Source organism: Herbaspirillum hiltneri N3 (assembly GCF_001267925.1).
Lineage (GTDB): Bacteria > Pseudomonadota > Gammaproteobacteria > Burkholderiales > Burkholderiaceae_D > Herbaspirillum > Herbaspirillum hiltneri.
In genome coordinates this window covers 4,366,423-4,383,590 of the sequence record NZ_CP011409.1, presented here as the reverse complement: position 1 = coordinate 4,383,590, position 17,168 = coordinate 4,366,423, and the positions used below count along the sequence as shown (strand labels likewise).

At 48.4% G+C, this 17,168-nt stretch carries 17 protein-coding genes and 1 tRNA gene; 7 read left to right on the top strand and 11 right to left on the bottom strand.

The window, feature by feature from the left end; translation table 11 throughout:
• The first annotated feature begins 138 nt into the window (after positions 1-138).
• Positions 139-214, top strand: a tRNA-Arg gene (locus F506_RS19855).
• 97 nt (positions 215-311) lie between these two features.
• Here the strand turns inward: F506_RS19855 and F506_RS23320 are convergent.
• The 3 genes from F506_RS23320 to F506_RS19845 all read right to left on the bottom strand — a co-directional run bounded on the left by F506_RS23320 (position 312) and on the right by F506_RS19845 (position 2,702).
• Complete coding sequence (locus F506_RS23320; RefSeq protein WP_144424118.1) at positions 312-1,316, bottom strand: tyrosine-type recombinase/integrase; 1,005 nt, start codon at positions 1,314-1,316, stop codon at positions 312-314.
• Between the two features lie 46 nt (positions 1,317-1,362).
• Entirely contained in the window at positions 1,363-1,746 is a 384-nt protein-coding gene (locus tag F506_RS19850; protein ID WP_053200287.1) for a hypothetical protein, read from the bottom strand.
• A 74-nt stretch (positions 1,747-1,820) separates the two neighbouring features.
• Positions 1,821-2,702 (bottom strand): hypothetical protein, encoded by an 882-nt coding sequence (locus F506_RS19845; RefSeq protein WP_144424117.1) that lies wholly within the window; start codon positions 2,700-2,702, stop codon positions 1,821-1,823.
• 432 nt (positions 2,703-3,134) lie between these two features.
• On the opposite strand from F506_RS19845, the gene F506_RS19840 reads away from it, so the two are divergent.
• From F506_RS19840 to F506_RS22855, 3 genes are read left to right on the top strand one after another with little or no spacing between them, the layout of a single operon-like run.
• On the top strand, positions 3,135-5,834 hold the full coding sequence (locus tag F506_RS19840) for a TnsA endonuclease N-terminal domain-containing protein (RefSeq protein WP_158443143.1): 2,700 nt from the start codon (positions 3,135-3,137) through the stop codon (positions 5,832-5,834).
• Positions 5,831-6,991, top strand: coding sequence for an ATP-binding protein (locus F506_RS19835; protein ID WP_083458089.1), 1,161 nt, complete (start codon positions 5,831-5,833; stop codon positions 6,989-6,991). Before F506_RS19840 ends, F506_RS19835 begins: the two co-directional genes overlap by 4 nt.
• Positions 6,984-8,333, top strand: a complete 1,350-nt coding sequence (locus F506_RS22855; protein WP_083458086.1) for a TniQ family protein — start codon at positions 6,984-6,986, stop codon at positions 8,331-8,333. Before F506_RS19835 ends, F506_RS22855 begins: the two co-directional genes overlap by 8 nt.
• Before the next feature lie 98 nt (positions 8,334-8,431).
• Here F506_RS22855 and F506_RS19825 read toward each other — a convergent pair whose 3' ends face one another.
• From F506_RS19825 to F506_RS22850, 3 genes are all read right to left on the bottom strand, one after another.
• Entirely contained in the window at positions 8,432-10,048 is a 1,617-nt protein-coding gene (locus tag F506_RS19825) for a hypothetical protein (RefSeq protein WP_144424116.1), read from the bottom strand.
• A 12-nt stretch (positions 10,049-10,060) separates the two neighbouring features.
• Positions 10,061-10,255 (bottom strand): hypothetical protein, encoded by a 195-nt coding sequence (locus F506_RS19820; protein WP_053200274.1) that lies wholly within the window; start codon positions 10,253-10,255, stop codon positions 10,061-10,063.
• A 356-nt stretch (positions 10,256-10,611) separates the two neighbouring features.
• Entirely contained in the window at positions 10,612-10,857 is a 246-nt protein-coding gene (locus tag F506_RS22850) for a helix-turn-helix domain-containing protein (RefSeq protein WP_083458331.1), read from the bottom strand.
• Positions 10,858-11,444: 587 nt separating this feature from the next.
• Between F506_RS22850 and F506_RS19805 the strand changes: the two genes are divergently transcribed.
• Both F506_RS19805 and F506_RS22845 read left to right on the top strand, forming a co-directional pair.
• A complete protein-coding gene (locus F506_RS19805) occupies positions 11,445-11,894 on the top strand; it encodes a hypothetical protein (protein WP_144424115.1) in 450 nt (149 codons plus the stop codon).
• Between the two features lie 64 nt (positions 11,895-11,958).
• Positions 11,959-12,210 (top strand): hypothetical protein, encoded by a 252-nt coding sequence (locus F506_RS22845; RefSeq protein WP_083458083.1) that lies wholly within the window; start codon positions 11,959-11,961, stop codon positions 12,208-12,210.
• 15 nt (positions 12,211-12,225) lie between these two features.
• On the opposite strand, the gene F506_RS19800 is transcribed toward F506_RS22845, so the two are convergent.
• Positions 12,226-12,864, bottom strand: coding sequence for a hypothetical protein (locus F506_RS19800; protein WP_053200266.1), 639 nt, complete (start codon positions 12,862-12,864; stop codon positions 12,226-12,228).
• A gap of 205 nt (positions 12,865-13,069) precedes the next feature.
• On the opposite strand from F506_RS19800, the gene F506_RS19795 reads away from it, so the two are divergent.
• Positions 13,070-13,534, top strand: a complete 465-nt coding sequence (locus F506_RS19795; RefSeq protein WP_053200261.1) for a hypothetical protein — start codon at positions 13,070-13,072, stop codon at positions 13,532-13,534.
• A 510-nt stretch (positions 13,535-14,044) separates the two neighbouring features.
• Here the strand turns inward: F506_RS19795 and F506_RS19790 are convergent.
• The 4 genes from F506_RS19790 to F506_RS23580 form a co-directional block, all read right to left on the bottom strand.
• Positions 14,045-15,049: a DUF4238 domain-containing protein gene (locus tag F506_RS19790; RefSeq protein WP_053200259.1), complete on the bottom strand. Its 1,005-nt coding sequence runs from the start codon at positions 15,047-15,049 to the stop codon at positions 14,045-14,047.
• Entirely contained in the window at positions 15,039-16,235 is a 1,197-nt protein-coding gene (locus F506_RS23315; protein ID WP_144424113.1) for a hypothetical protein, read from the bottom strand. The genes F506_RS19790 and F506_RS23315 overlap by 11 nt, the downstream gene beginning before the upstream one ends.
• A 43-nt stretch (positions 16,236-16,278) precedes the next feature.
• Entirely contained in the window at positions 16,279-16,896 is a 618-nt protein-coding gene (locus tag F506_RS23310) for a hypothetical protein (RefSeq protein WP_144424112.1), read from the bottom strand.
• A gap of 80 nt (positions 16,897-16,976) precedes the next feature.
• Positions 16,977-17,153, bottom strand: coding sequence for an ATP-binding protein (locus F506_RS23580; protein WP_268762610.1), 177 nt, complete (start codon positions 17,151-17,153; stop codon positions 16,977-16,979).
• Positions 17,154-17,168: the final 15 nt, after the last annotated feature.

The window sequence follows — 17,168 nt, the reverse complement described above, 5'->3', positions numbered from 1 at the left end:
TGTTTAGAGAAGCGCTGTCTCGCCCAACCTTAGATTATAGACACAATGTAATTCCTTGGGAACGGAAAATAGTTGCCCGCCGTGGACGAGCGGATGGAAAAACTGTATCCTTCATCCCTCTTCGACGTTCGTCCCAAAGCGGCTGTAGCTCAGTGGATAGAGTATTGGCCTCCGAAGCCAAGGGTCGTGGGTTCGATCCCCGCCAGCCGCACCAGATTTGCAGTCCCCCGTTTCCCCCTCTGTGGTTTGGGAATCATAATTATGCCGTTTGGCATGCATATGCATCCCAATCAATTGGATGTGTCTCTCATCTACGGTAACGCTCCGGTCAGAGCTGTTTGCATTTTACCAATGCTTTCTCCGAAGCTGTCCGTGCTGACCTGTGCAGCAACATGCCGGACAACATGGTGTGACCGAATATGTTGTCCAATTTCAAATTGCGGTACGCCATGTAATACTCCGTCCGCGACAAAAGCTTTTCGCAATTTTGATATCGAAGTTTGCATATATCGAACACCCTCGAGCATTTCCGGAGCATCACTTTTTAGAATGTGAGCAATTGTCCACGGGTCTAAGGCGCGTTCCGTATTTTTTCGAGCAAAGAGCGGGACATCTGTTTCGTGATCCCCAGGTATTTCAGGTAATCCGCGTGAGATGCGATAGCGTTGTATAGCCTTCATTGCTGAAGTTGGAATCAATACCTTCGTCCGTTTCGATTTCTGAGTGTTTTCTACCCAAATAAACCATTGATTCCCCCCATCTGACCTTATGTCAACCATCTTTGCTTTCGCGAGCTCAGATCGTTGTAGCGAAGTCCAATAGACGAATACCGCTAAAGCGTTGCTGCGCTCACTGTTCGCTCGCATTCCAAATTCAGGTGCCGGTGAGTTTAGCCAAGTGTTGTAAGACTGGTGCCAATTTGCCCGTTCTTGGGCCGAGGCGATGGCCGTGGAAGGAGTTCCCTCGTCGACTAGAACATCCGGTACTGCATCCATGGGGTTGTCAGCCCTGATGCCTTCCCTGCGGAGATTTTCAAAGAGACGGCATAATACATTTCTTGCCTGAGTGACAGTGCTTCGTTTTTTTTGTTGCTGCCTGTTTAGATCAAGATCCAATTTGCCCAGGGCGAAGTCGGTCAAATAACGAGAAAGATCATCGCTGTCGATCTCTGTAAAACTCGTTTTTACAGCCCAAAGCCAGGACGACAGACGCTTGAATTCGCGATGGTATGTGTTACGCGTATTCTCAGAACGATAGGCGGTAAGCCATTCATTAATGGCCGTGATTGCCTTTCCATCAGTGGCTGAGATTTGCATGATGCATTCGTATAAATATCTACCATATTAATAATATCGTAGATTTTTAAATGCACGAAGGTAATTTTTTTGTGAGCGTCCGATGGATTGAAGTTCCTTTGGTTGCCACGGTCGCATTCAACAGATTGAGGCAGCTATTGGTGATCCCTTCCAGAAGTAAGAAATTCAATTGTTCGTCGCCACTATCCCACTCCACCAAGATCATCTCCTTGGTCTTCAAATCTAACTCGCACCAGAACTTCATCTTGGCGTAATCCGTGAAAGTTATTTTGATTGTGGCGTTGCTACTCCGCTTTATTTCGCATATCTCTTTCAATCGAGTCCGCAGGCATGTTCTTGTTACTTTCAATGATGTTGCGGTGGAGATATCGAAGGCTTCCACATCGATTAATTTGATGGCCGCAAGCTGGTTAGAGTTGATTGATGTCATGTCACTCTCCTTGGTAGATAAGGACAGTTTTACATGTGAACTTTGGAAATCAAGAGGTCTGCGTGCAGTCCGCTTCACAATATGTCGGGCGGCCAATATCCAACTTTTGGATTGAGCACGTCTACCTCCTCTTGTTTGGTCAAGAAGTCGGCACAAATCGCTACAAAATTCGGCGCGTAGATCTGTTGAAGAAAACGAAGCACATCAAAATCCTTGGAGCTGGTGCTCGTTTCTTGCTGTTGCCTAGCAAGATTTTTTGAAATATCAAGAGGTGCCAAAACATCCGGCCATTCAACGGAATGAAATTCAGTTAGGGGGGCATTGAAGACGGTCAAGGGCAACAGATGTAAAAACGGATGCTTGTGCCGTTCTCTCTCGGCTTGGGCCCATGCAGCCGATAGGCAGAAGTAAGCGACTACATCTCCTCGCAGCTTGCTTTCATAAAGCATCATCAGTATGGCTGACAGAGCGCCAATGCCGATCCGCCGGTCTTGGATCATAGCAAACGACTTTGTCAACAGGTTGCCAGCAAAGAAATTTGAATACCAGATGTCATTGACTGATGTTGGACCTGGCTTTTTTTTGAGCCTGATACGGTCGGCCTCGCGCAACTCATCTTCTAAATCAAATGCCTGTTGGAATATAGGCGGTAGATCGTATCTGCTCCGTAGCAAGTTCGCCCAAGACCATTGGTCTCGTGTCCACAGGCTCCAAAGGGGGGCTGAATAATAGCTCTTCGTACCAGGCAATGCCTTGTCAATACGCATAAGGCGGGCTTTGGATGGTGCCACTAGGCCACGGTGATATCGCGACCAAATGTTGTTCCACTTCCCATCGGTACCTAACACCTCGTCTATCCCTAGCCCTCTTTCTGCAATCTCTTTATAGACGACCGCAGTCCAAAATTTTGTTCTTGTTTTTTCAAATCGATTACGCAAAGGTCTCCCTGTTGTCATAAAAACCTTTCAAAACAGGTATTTGCGCATAAAACTAAGATTCTGGGTCTTGCTAAGACATGCTCTTGAAATCTGAAAGCTCTCGGGTAACGTGTACTCAAGAGTTGCAGTAACAGCAGACGCAAATGAGCTGCTCGCAATTTGAAGGCAAGCCGGCACCCAGGTGCTCGACCTTGTAAAGCGGAATGACAGTGAAAGATTTGAGAGGGATTAGCGCGTAACACTTAAATGAACGCCCAATAAGGAAGTAACTCCCGACGTCCCCGTCGTGAGTCAATGTGAAGCAATTCAAATCGACGAATGGTTTCATCATTGCTTACCTGCTCTTGTCAGTCAAGAGCAGCCGGGGAGATGTTTGTTCGAGAAATCTACCATTCCGAAATGGGGCATTCAAAGAAAGTATTTCGGCTGCTATCTCGCTGGAGAATACATATGCTCACCAACGAACAACTAGAAAAATTGATGAATGACCTGGGGCTTACACCAGAAGCCAGGGCAGTGGTGGCGAACATACGCGGCAGTGACCCATCGCGGCGAACTCAGAGTTCGCCAAAGAGCGTCAATAGTCGCTATGCCAGCAGAAAAATGGGACAAGTCATCCAAGCTGAGAGTCGCTCGTTGGAGCTAACTGCGGTGACTTTATGGGAGCACGATGACGATGTCTACGAATACTATGATCAACCACCTCAATTGAGATTGAATACTAAAACGACGCTTGGACAGGTGACTGGTTACGGCTACACCCCGGACTTCTTTGTATTGGCAAAGGATTTTATTGGTTGGGTTGAATGCAAAAAGACCGAATTCCTAGAGGGAGAGGTGGCGAACGGAAAGACCACATTTATCTTTGAGAAAAATCAATGGCTGCACGTACCCGGCTCGCAATATGCAAAGAGCCTTGGACTCCAATTTGAAGTATTTACAGAATGCTCTTTTTCATCGGCTCAACTTAACAATACCGTGTTTCTTGAAGACTATTGGAGGGTGGGTTGCGCCGCTATCGGACTGGTCGAACAAAAAGAGATCCGGAAGTTATTTGAAGGCGCGCCTTTCCTTACCCTGGGAAATCTAATTGGTCGGGGTGGAGATGGCACCGCCGACATCATCTACAAAATGCTGGCGGATGAACAGCTGCATTTCTTGGCGGAGGAGGAGCATTTATCAGAGCACAGTAGTACGAAAATATTCCTGGAAATTGCGGAAGCTAAGGCATATTCCTTTCGGAAAAAGATAGCGCTTACACAAGATGCGGAAATATATCAGTCGCCAGTGATCACCCTCGCAGTGGGGAGCCGACTGAAATGGAAAAACAAAATCTATGAAATAGTCGAGGCAGGCGATGATAATCGCTGCCTCAAAGGACCAGACGACAGAGCTATCTTCTTGCCCATCGATGATCTTGAAAGACTCATCGCAATAGGTGATATCAAATCCGGTGAGCCGGAAGAGACGGCACGAGCTGAGGCGGCTACAATTTGCAATGGCGCACATCCGAAAGAAATCGAAGATGCCTTGGAGCGCCTTCAGTGCCTGAAGGAGCCTGAAAGAATTTTTTCCGTCACTGGAAAAAAACCTTGTCCCCGTATTCGACGTACTTGGGAAGCTCGTGCACGCAAATCGAAAGAGTTATATGGCTGCGAATATATCTTACTCATCGACCGCGCAAAGTCACGAGGGAATCGTACGCGCAGGCTAGTGCCGGCGGTATTGGACGAAATTGGGAAGATGGCCGAGGTCTGGAAGACAGAAGATATATCTGTTAATGCTATTCACGCAATGCTCGCCGCTGTTTGCACGGAAAAGGGACTATTGATACCTAGCGTGAAGGCATTGCGGCGAGAACTAAAAAATCGCGTTAAGGCGTATGACCAGACGCTTGGAAGTCAAGGTGAGAAAGCGGCATACATACAGAAAGAGTTTGTGTGGTTCCTTGATAGAACCTCTCCGCCACATGGAGAGCGTTTTCTTGAAGTTGCACATATAGATCACACGAAGATGGACGTGCATCTAATTGACAGTCTCCATGGCGGCAATCTTGGCCGACCATGGTTGTCGCTCCTCATTGATGCCTATACGAGAGTTATCTTAGCGTTTGTGCTGACCTACGATGCGCCCAGCTATCGGACATTGATGCTGTTGATGAGAGAGTGTGTTCGGCGTCATCACCGGGTCCCTCGGACCATCGTATCGGATGCGGGTAGCGAATTCTTAAGCGCTTACTGGGAGCAGCTTCTCGCCCGACTCGAAATCACTAAGCGCGAGCGCCCGGCGGGCCAAAGCCGTAATGGATCTGTCATTGAAGCAGCTTTCGGTGTCGTGGATAAGGACTTTACGCACCAACTTACTGGAACAAGCAAGCGCCTCAAGAAGCCTCGTGGCGTGTCTCGTTCTCATGACCCTCGAAAACACGCGATATGGAACCTCCCCGTACTGACGGAAGAGCTCGATAAATACATCTACGAGGTTTATCCAACTTTGAACCATTCCGCTCTGGGCACCACTCCCCAACAGGCAATGGAGCATAGTAAGAAAATGGGAGGCTCCCGTGCATGGAAGTATGTTTCGTATGAAGAATCTCGCGTGCTGTTTCTCCCTAGCTATGGCAATTCGCAGATCACTCTGATACCCGGACGCGGACTGAAGGTCGGCCCGTTTCATTACTTTTCCAACGAGCTTCAGGCGCCGGAATTAGAAGGAAAACGTTTCTTAGTGCGGTACGACCCGTTTGATCTTTCCTATGTCTATGCCTATGTAAACCGGCGTTGGCGCCGATGCGAGACTCCGATGGCCGGTCATTTGAAGGGTCGCACGGAGAAGGAAATTGCCCTCATCACCGATGAGTACAACGCAAAGTATCGCCAGAAAGGGAAGAAGCTCAAAGAAACGTTACCTGACTATGGCCGCTATTTGCAGCAGACGTTTGAGAAGGAAAACATTCTCAAACAGCAAAAACGCGACGCGGAGCTGAATAAGTCTATCGACCTCGAAGAGCATAACGATACTGAACCTGTCGCTGGTGAGCCGGAGAATCAAATCCCGTCACAACAGGTGCAGATAATTCCAGCGCTCCTTGGAGGTACAACCGTTTCGCCTAAAAAACTGAGTAAATTTCAATTTCGGGAATACAAATGATCAATAAAAAATATCAAGAGATCTATACGGCCTACTACCATTACCGTACTGATCATCCATTTTTGTATCGTGCTCACAGCGATGTCCTTGCCGCGCTAGAGTGTGAGAGCGGCTCCGGCATTGTCATCGTCACTGGGCCATCTGGGGCAGGAAAGTCAACAATGGCGCAGAAGCTGTATTCGGAATTCATTCTTCAGAATATGTCGGACCTCGAAGGCCGCCGTGACATCATTCCTGCTGTGCTTGTAGAGGCGGTGGCCAACCCTAAAAAGGTATTTGACTGGCATGATTTCCTAGTCAGACTCATGATAGCGACCGGCGAGCCTTTGGTTGACGAGAAAATTGCTGCTTTTACGCAGGGTGAATTATTCAGCAAGCTTCCCAAGCAAGAATATCGTGGCAGTCAAAATGTCAGCGTTTTGCGCAAATCTCTGGAAAATTGCTTGAAGCATAGAAACGCCAGAGTTGTATTCATTGATGAGGCGCATCACATGCTCAAGGATGAATTGCAACGTACACACATGTTCGACACCATCAAATCTTTTGCTACGTTGACTAACACTACTGTCGTCCTTGTTGGTACATACGAACTGCTTCATATTCGGGACATGAGCGGTCAGTTGGTCCGTCGAAGCAATATCATTCACTTCCCCCGTTACGACGCGCGAAATGCTGAGCAACTGGGCTGGTTTCAAGACACCTTACGACAACTTTTGACGAAACTCCCAGTTCCCTGCACCATTTGTGTCGATGACCTGACCACATTGTTAGATATCTACAACCGCTCGCTCGGCTGCGTGGGAATTCTTAAGCCCTGGCTGGATAAGGCCTTAAAAGCATATTTTCAAGATTTGAGCGAGTACGAAGAACTCAGTGAGGTCGACCGATCTCGAAGTGAGGCGCCCATCTTCGATTTGGATCGTTTGAAGGCTTGGGCGCTGCCCAATAAGGCTCTGAGACGGTTGATTATCGAAGCAACGAATGGAGAAGCCGCGTTGTCGGACATTCCCATTGAAGATATCGCTGAATTGCTCGGCACCGCTGAAAAGATGCCTGCGTCGCAGTCTCCCAAAGCTGTTTCACCTAAGAAAACGAAAGGAAGAATCGGGATTCGTAAGCCGCACCGCGATCCAGTAGGAGCGCAGAACCATGTATGAGGAACTACCATGGGATGATGATATACGATCATTTCGGGAGAGTCGGAGCAGGCTCTTTAGGCTCGAATTCATGAGAACTGAGGATGGCGTTCCCGAGGGGCTCCGATCCTATTTTCTACGGCTCTCTCGTGAGCACATGGTGAGTCCTCGTCGGCTGATGAAAAAAGTCCTTGCCGATGAAGTACCCGAATTGGCGTCGATCTTATCTAATCGTTTTTTTGTGAAAGATGCCGGGCCGATCGATGGTCTCGGAAAATATGCCAGGATATTTTCCGAGACCATCAATCAGCTGACTTCAAGAGACGACCTGCAGGATTTGACACTCTTGAAGTGGATGCCAGTTTTGCCTAAAAATGGTGAAGGCATCTTGGCTCGTTATCCTCGATGGTGCCCTATTTGTTATTTGGAACAGAGGATAAAGGGTGTCTCGACATTTGCACCTCTGTCTTGGTCACTCCGGCTGTATCAAACTTGCACCAAACACTTCGTTCAGTTGTTAGAGCGCTGCCCAGGTTGCAGTAGGCACCAACCGTTTATCTCCTCTTTTCCAAATATTGGTCGTTGTGGCTATTGTGGACGCTCACTATCTGACGTCGTCTGTGCAGACACTCTTCCTGTCAATGTCGACGTAGAGTTGGCCCTAGAATCCATGGCGCGAAACTCTCAGTCTCCGGCCAAGGTCTCACTTGAGTATTTTTGCAGCAATGTTCGTACTGCCATCGCGGTACATGCGCAAGATAACAAAGCGTTATTTTGCCGCCAGATGGGATGGGACAATTGGACGGCTAATGCATGGCTTTCAAAAGGACATAAGCCGTCGCTCCCCAGTTTGCTTGCGTTAGCGATCGCATGCGGGGTCGATGTCTTCGATTTATGTTCTCAGAATCTCGATTTTTTCTACCGGCCGGCGACGCAGTGTGGAGCGCGGATGCGTTCGCGTGTTTGCCGGGCGCCTAGGCCTTTTTTGAGGCATACAAACTGGGATGAGGTATTTGACCTTCTCACGACAGAGCTGCATCACAATTCCGCGAAAACGGTTAACGAACTAGGTCGGCGCGTACGATTGCGGCGCAGCGCGTTGAAATATTGGTTTCCAGAAGTGTGCGGACAAATAAGCGAACGCTATCGGAAGCAGAAGAAGATGACGGCTTCTATCGCCATCGATTATCGGCGCGGCGTCCTGGAGTCTGTTCTCGGTAGCTTAGCGGTGCATCGTGTGCCTCCATTTCGTCGCGTCGTGGACAAATTTCTGAAGCAACATGGCTTGGCACTAGCACGCCCTGAGCTAGCCAAGGTGTACTACCAATATCTGGTGGTGCATGGATTTGTGGAGCCTACTTGAACGTTTTCTCGCGAATGCGTAGGCAGATGTATAGCGGCGCTAGAATAAAGGTCAGAATCCTTCGTATGTGTCGCCAAGGATAATTGGGTGGTGTCGATCTATGTTCTTATTGGCCGAGTGGGGCCCTGATCGGCTGTTTGTAGCGCTTGAAAAGGGGCTCCCTCCTCGCGATTCCAAGTTAGGACAATGCCGTGAGGAAGTCCAACGAGCGCCGGCAAATTTAAATGAATTAGCAGGCAGGACGACACCGGAATGTCTGCAGTGGGGTCAATGAGAACAATCCCGACCAGGCTTTCTGGCGTATTCGCTTTCGTTTGAGCACCGTATTGCGCAACCTGATGTATCTCTAGCATCCAGACGCGTTTAGGCATTTCCATCAAGCGAATCTTGTCGCGCAGTTCTGGAACCATGTGTTCCGTGGCTGCCCACCGACGCAATTTCCTTTTTTCCACCAATAGCAGTCGTACCGCGAGACTTGCCGTCAATGCAGTAAGTCCAGCATCATCGAGTAAATTCTCGCTCTTAAATCCTTGTAGAATCTCGCCAAAAAAACTGGTGGCGATTGTAATAGCCTCTTCGCCTGTCATAAAGACATCAACAGGCAGAAGTGGAATCGCGTACGCAGCGTACTTGAAAGAATATTCTGCGACGGCACCGGCGGAAGCTTCAAAGTCGCGGTACGGGCCGGTATTGTCATTGTGGATCAGCAACGCAGGCACCCAACTCGCGGCATGAGCGCAGGACAAAGCTAGTCCGCTCGGAAGGGTGATGGTCGTTCTAACGTTAGCTGCCCTCGCCTCATCCCATTTGTGGCCGATTGCGACAACAGCGTGCCCTCCTGAAGGAGGAAACAAAATTAGCACAACCGGTATTTCAGATTCGATATAGGCATGGACGATTTTTGACGCGGTATCGATGGCCAACTGGTCCATTGGTTCTTGATCGTTGGCACCGTGCGACAGCTGGATCGTATGAGGTGAATAGCCTGCAGCGCGAATCGCTTCGATCATTTGCAGTTGAGTCAGACCGTTGCGATTTGGTCTAATTCGCCCGTGAACGAAGTACTTCGTCGCAGCATCCGTAATTTGAGCTGGGTCGTACGCGCGATCGCCTTCTCTCTTGCGCAGTGTTCGCAATGCCATCCAAATAGACGCTTGTGCGCATGCGCCCACAGCGTTGTCTTGTTGCATGAATGGTGTACCACTGACGGAGAACTCCACGCCGGCGATATGCACTGGAAAGGCGTCTAAACAACGAATGAATCCGTTCGCTGTATTCGCAGCCAAAATAGAAGCACCAATCGGACTTTTAATGATTGGCCGTAACGTCAGGAATCCCAAATAGCTAGCTTTGGATACGCGGTCCAGATAGACGAGCACTTCTTCGTCAGCAGCTGCATTTTGCGCAAAAAAATGGAGTCGCGTGCAAAAACGAGGGACGTCGGCAAACTGACGACTGTAATACGCGCCGAACTCCGCTAGAAAATCAGGATCGGGAACACGCATCTGAACAAGCATCGTGGTCGCTTTGGCTTCGACCAAGGTTTGGATGCAGTTCAACATTGGAAGATGATTCATCCCGCTCCTAAAAGCGCCAAGTTTCGTTAGCTCTTTCAGTTGTTCTCGGATGAGTTGTTCCAGGTCCCCAGCGTTGGCGAATGTTTTTAGTTGTAATCTATCAGCCATAAAAAAGCCGCCTGATGAGGCGGCTTCCATATTAAAACGATTTTAGAATATCGTCACAGTCGCGCTCTCTTCGAGCGCGCGACGCTGTTTCGAGCGAATTTCTTCTACTTTTTTATTCATCGTTTCGGACAGTTGTTCGCGTACTGTTTGTGCTTGGTCAGCGGTGAATACATGTTTCTTTTCATTACCACGCGCTGCTTCCAACACGAATAAGCCGAGTGCGGTATCTGATCTCATGACTCTTTCTCCTGACATACCATTTTAGTCGTCGTCGATAGCGTATCGACAGTAATTTCGACTGACCCTTATTGGATCGAGTTCAAAAATTAAGCTGAAAATTATATACGATAACGTCAGCTACAACGGCTATCCCCTTGTTACACAACGCTTTTTACGTTGCGTAAATTCAATATAGCTTAATAGTTCTCGAGATGACAAATAAATTTATGCTCTTTTTTGTACTCTGTTTCTACGTTGTCTGCGCATAAGTGGCTTTTAAACAGCGACGAGTTCGAGCGCAAATTGAGCGCGGAAGAATTTAATAGATATTATCTATCGAGGACTTTTTGGCTATAGGTGGCGAGGAATTCTTGTCAGAGGTCGGCGCTCTGACTCAGCTGTGCCAATGTGGTGTTCAGTGCATGCGCAATGCGAAGGACATTCAATACGCTGACATTGCGCTCACCTCGTTCAATTTTACCCATGTGACTTCGATCAATCTTTGCGAGATCTGCGAGTGCTTCCTGGGAGAGGCCAATATTCTTCCGATGAAGTCGTACCGCCGCTCCGAGGGCGACGAGATCTCCATTGATATCGACTTTAGAAGAGGCTCTTGGCATGCCGTATATCGTCGTTCTATAATGCAATAACGACCACGGTATTTACGACCCATTTTGCTTTGAAATTGCCAGCATGCGCAGGGGCGCATTGTCTGTCGACCCATCTCAGGGCGCCATCACAAGGGAATTTCCATTGGATAAGATTGAATGCCCCCATTGCCGTCGGCAATGCACGCCAAAACTATGGCACTATCGTCCGGTCTTGGCGCTTTGCGGTACATGGCGACGCAACATCTATGTCCCTTCTGTGGTGGGGTGATGTATCAAACGGGAGGCCAACTGAGCTTCTTTGGCTGGTTGGTGACGTTGATCGTCGGCAGTATCTTTGCGGTAGGGCTCGTCGCGCAGCTATTTAAAAGCAAAGATATAACGGAGGTTCTTACGGGAATCGGCTCCGTTGTATTTTGGGGTTTCATCGCCTATAAACTGTATAAGCGCTTCTGGAAATAGAATGCCAGCTTCGGTTTCTGGCTTGAGGCGATGGCCCTTCCTGCAGCGTCGGCTTTTGGGCTAGTTTGCATTCAGAATGCCTTCAGCGGGTAATCGGGGCCGCACCTGAAATAGGCGTTTACTAGCGTGGTCTTCCTATGAGCATTCCATACGTAGCGCCAGAGGTGCGCACTACACTTCCTGTTTCAAGATGGGCTGTTAGTGAGTTAATTTTGCGTATGCAGAATCAGGGAAGCAATGCTGACGTCCTAGGCGCGCTCGAAGCTCATTGCTTATATGGGATACAAAAACACGGCGCGGATGTCATCTCCGACTTCCCTGTTTGGCAATTTATTTGGCCAGTGCCTTACTTGATCAGAAAAATCTTGCCCTATTTTTCTGAAAAGCCGGGAGCCGAGATACATGTATTTTGGACCGTTGCATGCGATGAACTCAACGAATTGTCGCCGGCGGAGGTTCTCGCCGGCATGCCGTATGAAACACGGGAGTTTGTCGATGAATGCCAAAGAAGGTACATGGTGCAAACGAGCCAAGAGCGCATAAAACGCCTACTTTCCGTGGTTGAGAGCTTAGACGTCTATTTATAGAAAAGAGGCCGCATGAGGTACTTCCAGCTCGAAGATAGCTGCCATCAAGCTAATCGGGGTCACTATGGATATTGACTTGAATATCGCTTTTGAGAAGTTACGTCAGATGGAATTAGAAGACGGTGACCTTGGAGCCGTCTACTGGCATAAGGTAGCAATGTTGTTGCGCGATGCCCATCAGCATCGCGAGCGAGCGCTTGCAGCGGAAGAGCAAGTCAGGCGGATGCGTAGTCGCAAAACTAAACCTGTACTAAGTTCACGCTTTGATCCACCCGTCGGTTCCGAACGCTATCTGCTTAAGCGCTTTTCACCCTGAATGAACACCCGCGCTTTATTTGGGCACGTTTCCATCTAGGTCGAAATCATAAGCTCCTGACTTAATCTTCTTCTGAGCTTTCTTGAAATATCCATCTGGAACAGGAGGACTGGAAGTGCGCGCGTCATCCATTCGATCCATGAGGGCATGAAACTCCTCTTCCAGAGTATCGAACGAATCGTTAGCTTTAATCTTTGCGGCCTGCCGAAACCTATCTTGAAGTACTTTAAAACGGTGGGCACTATCGGCAATCGTTTTCAAACTAATGTCGAGTTCCAATGCCTTAAATATCGCAGGAAACAGTCCGGCCACCATGGCGCTAATTGCGATTAACCAGTCGTATGCGGGGTCCCGGACCAAGATACGAGCGCTGGCGAATGTCCCGGCAATGATCGGCACAACGATAAAAATAACCCGCCAAACACGAACTCTCTTGAGCCATTCGTAAAGAGCCGTTGAGGTGTAAAGGCATGAGTCTGCATATTTCAGCGGCTCGTGGACACTCAGTTCAGTTTGAGTAGGACACTCAAACCGGAACGAGCTGGGCAGCGCGACGGCTAACTGGACAGAACGAAGCGTCAGAAGTCCGTTATTGTGAATATGTGCAGCTGCCGCGCCAGTCAATTGCGTTATAACCGCGCCACTAAGTAGCACTTCAATCGCACCATCTTTTTACATGCCAAATGCTTCATCCAATTGCATTTCTAATGCGCCACTGATTTGCAGCTAACATCGCCAGCGAATTGCAAATCAGACGCGCCCCCTCAGCCTCGCCTATTTTGCTATCCAACTGCATTCAATAATATGACCTTAAACTCGATACAATTCACCAGTAACAACTCAACAAATAAAGGAAGAGATGCTTTACCGTGGAGTGGACAAAAAGACTGACGCTGCGAACGACGGGAAGTTACTTCCGAAGGGTACACTCGTCGAAGTTATGGCGCAGTACGACGGGCGGTGGAAGATGGATGGAACCATAGTTGCTGGGCCGGCGCAGTCCAATACTGCTCGCGCGCACCAGTTGAATACAGGTCTTTACGGGGGATGTGGAGTTTCCACGTCGCGCTCTGAGAAAGTTGCTATCCGGTTCGCAACGGGCGATGGCGTCGAAGATGGATTTGTGTACGTAATTGACGAAGAAAAACTCGCTGACGCTAATATAGCTGCGTGGGAATTCAAAGACGCCGCCGAGCCACAGGAACAAGAGGTAACTCTGATCCCGCTTGATGGTCAAGCGCTTCCGGATTCAGTCTTGGTGGACAAGTACGAGGTTACAAGTGACGGGAGCGTTGTCGCAAAGAGGCTCTTGCAGCATCCTTGAATGACGTTGGGTAGATGAGGGGGAATTCCGTGAAACTATTGGCGGGTGCCATCGTATTTGCAACTGTTATCATTGCGGTCCTGTTTCGGTACGAGTTCTCCGGGAATGGGGCAATTCGAAGCGACAGGTGGACAGGGAAAACCGAGTTAGAGTGCGAAGTTGCTGACCGGACGGGCTGGCACACTGAAGCAGAATGCAATGGTAAAGCCAATTGAATACGGAGGAGGAACTCTCTGTGCTGAAGATACTGATTTGGTTGTCGGCAATTCCAATATGGTTTTTCGCCGGCCTGTTTTTTTATATTGTTTTAAGCGAAAAATTGAATGTCGGCGAGTTCGCGGCGCGCGTGATTGGATGGTTAGTCCCGCCAGTAATATTTGCAGCGTGGGTTGTCTCGGGACGATAGCTAAGATTGTCGCAAAAAATCCTAGAAAGACAATAGCAGCAAGACTTTGCCACGATGCAGTGGAGATTGCCGATAGTATAGAGGCATAGCCATACGCATTTCCCTCAACGAGGCCGAATGCCCATATCTTCAGAGACCTGAAACAAAGATTTCCAAACTCTCTGACCTGCATTTGTCGCAGTAGCAAGGCTTGAGATTAAATCCTTGCTACTGCCCAGGATGAATTGGTGAGCTGAAGAAGCAATCAGTAGGTTTATGGCACGGACTTGTTCCTCAGGAGCCATGTGCTTTTCCACTCCGGACATTCTGGGGGTAGAAATAAGACACACGTCGGAGCTAAGAGGCATGGCTCGAGTGGATAGTTTGAAGCCAGTTTGGCCACGTTTATGTGTCGGAAAAAGTACCACTGGGCTGTCACCTGTTACGAATGGCTCACCTTCCGGCGCCAGCAGAATGGTGATACGGGACTGCCATAAAAAATGACAAATCATCGGCATCAGCCTTAAAACAGCTGGCAGTACAGAGTGTGATCCGTACTCAATTTCGTATTCGTCGGAATGCACGTATGTAAATAGCTCTTCCGCTGTAAGCCCATCGTCATTAGGACCATCCTCGAGCAGACGCTTTGCCGCTTCGAGCGATGAAACCTGGCTTCGAAGTTCCTGTTTATGGAGATCCGCAAAAAGAGCCTGATAAGAGCGGATCATGTCATAAGAGCGACAGAATGCCGCGCCCCAAAAGAAGCACAGCCAGAACCGATCCTCCTCAGTTATCTCATCTCCATTCAGTACCCGTTTTATCGCAGGTGTAGACATTTCCTCCACAACAGTGAAGAAGTGCTCCACCTGATAGTCAGGGGCGCCTTGTTCATTCGGCAAAGTGTAAAGGTCCGAAATCCATCCCATTTTGCGAGGCTGGGCATCATTAACAATACGGCCGAGCTTAAAGATATAAGCCCACAGAGCGCCATCTTTTCCGCGAAATCGCTCTTGATAAGTTACTGGCACGAAGTGCTGGTTAACTGGCTTTTGTGGATTTCTGTTCTTTTTAGCTACAAGTTCCTTGATCGTATTTTCGACTCTGTAAAAGAAAACGTATCTATCGTCCATCGATCCCCTCCGAAGCGTGGATCTCCATTGCAATGCGCTGCTGATGTGATGCATGTTCCAAGAGAAAAGACATCATTGCGTCTGAAATTGGATGCTCAACCCAAAAATCGCCGTAAGTCGCCAAAAATCTGGGCCAATGAGACTCCACGATCCCTTGACGCCGTTTTTCTGGCCGAATCCATACCCAGTCAAGTGACCAGCAGATGGTATTTTCTTTCGCTTCCGAGCGAAAAGAGCAGGCACCTTCAATGGTACCTTCGGGAGAAATGAATAGATATCCGTCTGCATTGGCATCGCGATCACGCAGATTCTTCGTCAGTGTCCACTGTACAAAATCAAAACCCATTTCCCTTTTGAATGCTCGGGCACGATCATAAATGGCTTGGTGCATCCATAGCGGAGAGTTGGCCGTAATGCGAATGATCGAAGGTCCAGCATTATCGGCAAGTAGCCGGCGCTCAGGTTTTGGCTGCAACACCGATAATATTTGTTTGTGATAACGGCGATGACCTCCTTCTTCGTCCGGATCACCTGAAAAATAACTCGTGCCACATATATCGCAGTTAACTTCCACTTTGGGCTTCGGCAGCTTCCATTTAGGCCCGGAGATTTCAATTTTTTGCGTCCTAGAATCATTGGTCGTTATTTGGACGCAGTAGCCATTTGGAGTGTGCAATCGTTTTTCTTCATCCGGATGACTTGGCGGAGTACTCTGCTGGGCACTTCGTAGAAGAAACCTCGTTCTTTGACGATCAGATGCATATTGGTATATACAAAGTTCGGCAACCGTTAATTGCTGCAATCTCCGAATAGCTGGGAGTAGATCATTCACTAGAGGCTGAACCAACATGTTGAAGCCGAAGTGCTCCAAATAGATTGCTAAGCCAGCGACATTGACGGCACTCATATGTATCGTGCCGCTGGGTTCTGAACGTTTGTAACGCGGCCGGTAGAACACATATTCTAGAGGCAACTCCAGTGCCTTTGCCAACTCGATCAAATTCATTTTGTAGAGTCGATCATCGAATGCCTCGAAGAGCGCTTCCATCATTGGAATGTCAGCCCATCCCTTTGCTTTGATTGATTGCCAAATATCGCGCCAACCAGTCCGTTGTAGAGGAACAGGTTTTATCAACTGTTGTGCGACGAACTCAAGGACAATGGCTGGTAGACGCAAACCTGACATATATGTTTTCCAATACTGATGATCTAATGCGATAACACTATCGTCATGGTGTCACGGTGTCCGATTGTGCGCGCGTGAACGCACCACACTCGTCCGCAAAGGGGCATCTTCGCCCCCCGACAGAATTTTCGTATTCAACGGTTCCACACACACCACTGTGAAAATCTAAATTTGGTTCCGGCGCTACCTGTCGGTGGTAGATCCTCCCTCCAAAAATTCCACATACTTGCATTACAGGATTTTGCTTAAGCTGCGAATAAAGATAGTGAAATATTTCTTCTAAGAAGTTATTTACTTTTTCGTCAAAAAAATCCATTCGCTCGAAAATGTCTGCAACCTGAAATTCTTCTCCTTGTTGCAAAATTCCACTATGTGAATAGCTGATCAAACCAGAATCAGATGATGCTCTGCACATACCTACATTACTATGTGTCAAGGCGTCGCGGAGATACAGTAATTCCCAGTACCAATCGGCCCGCTTAAACGTTTCCTCAATTGTTTCAGGAAGCCCAACCAGCTTTCCCTCCTTGATATTTTGAAACGTTTTACGAGTTGAATCGGGAAGTCCTTGGCAATTGGATTTGTAAATTGCAGGCGACAGTAAATCTTGGACACGGAATCCGGTCTGAGCTAGACACTTAAACCGGTTCAAGTTGGTCACCTAATCCAGCAAGAAACTAACGTCGGCATCGCAAACAGTGTTACGACGCCTGATGCAGAGATTTGGCAGTATGGGCGCCGTTACTCTTCCGCGAGTGAATTTTTACCTCGAGTTTTTCGCATCGACTCACCTTTCAGTTGGATCTTGTATGCCTGATGAACAACTCGGTTCAGCACTGCATCAGCAATGGTGGGATCACCGCATGCAAAAAAGACTGGAAACCATACGACGATACGGCAAAGCTGACTTTGGATCAGTACTACGCAAAACGT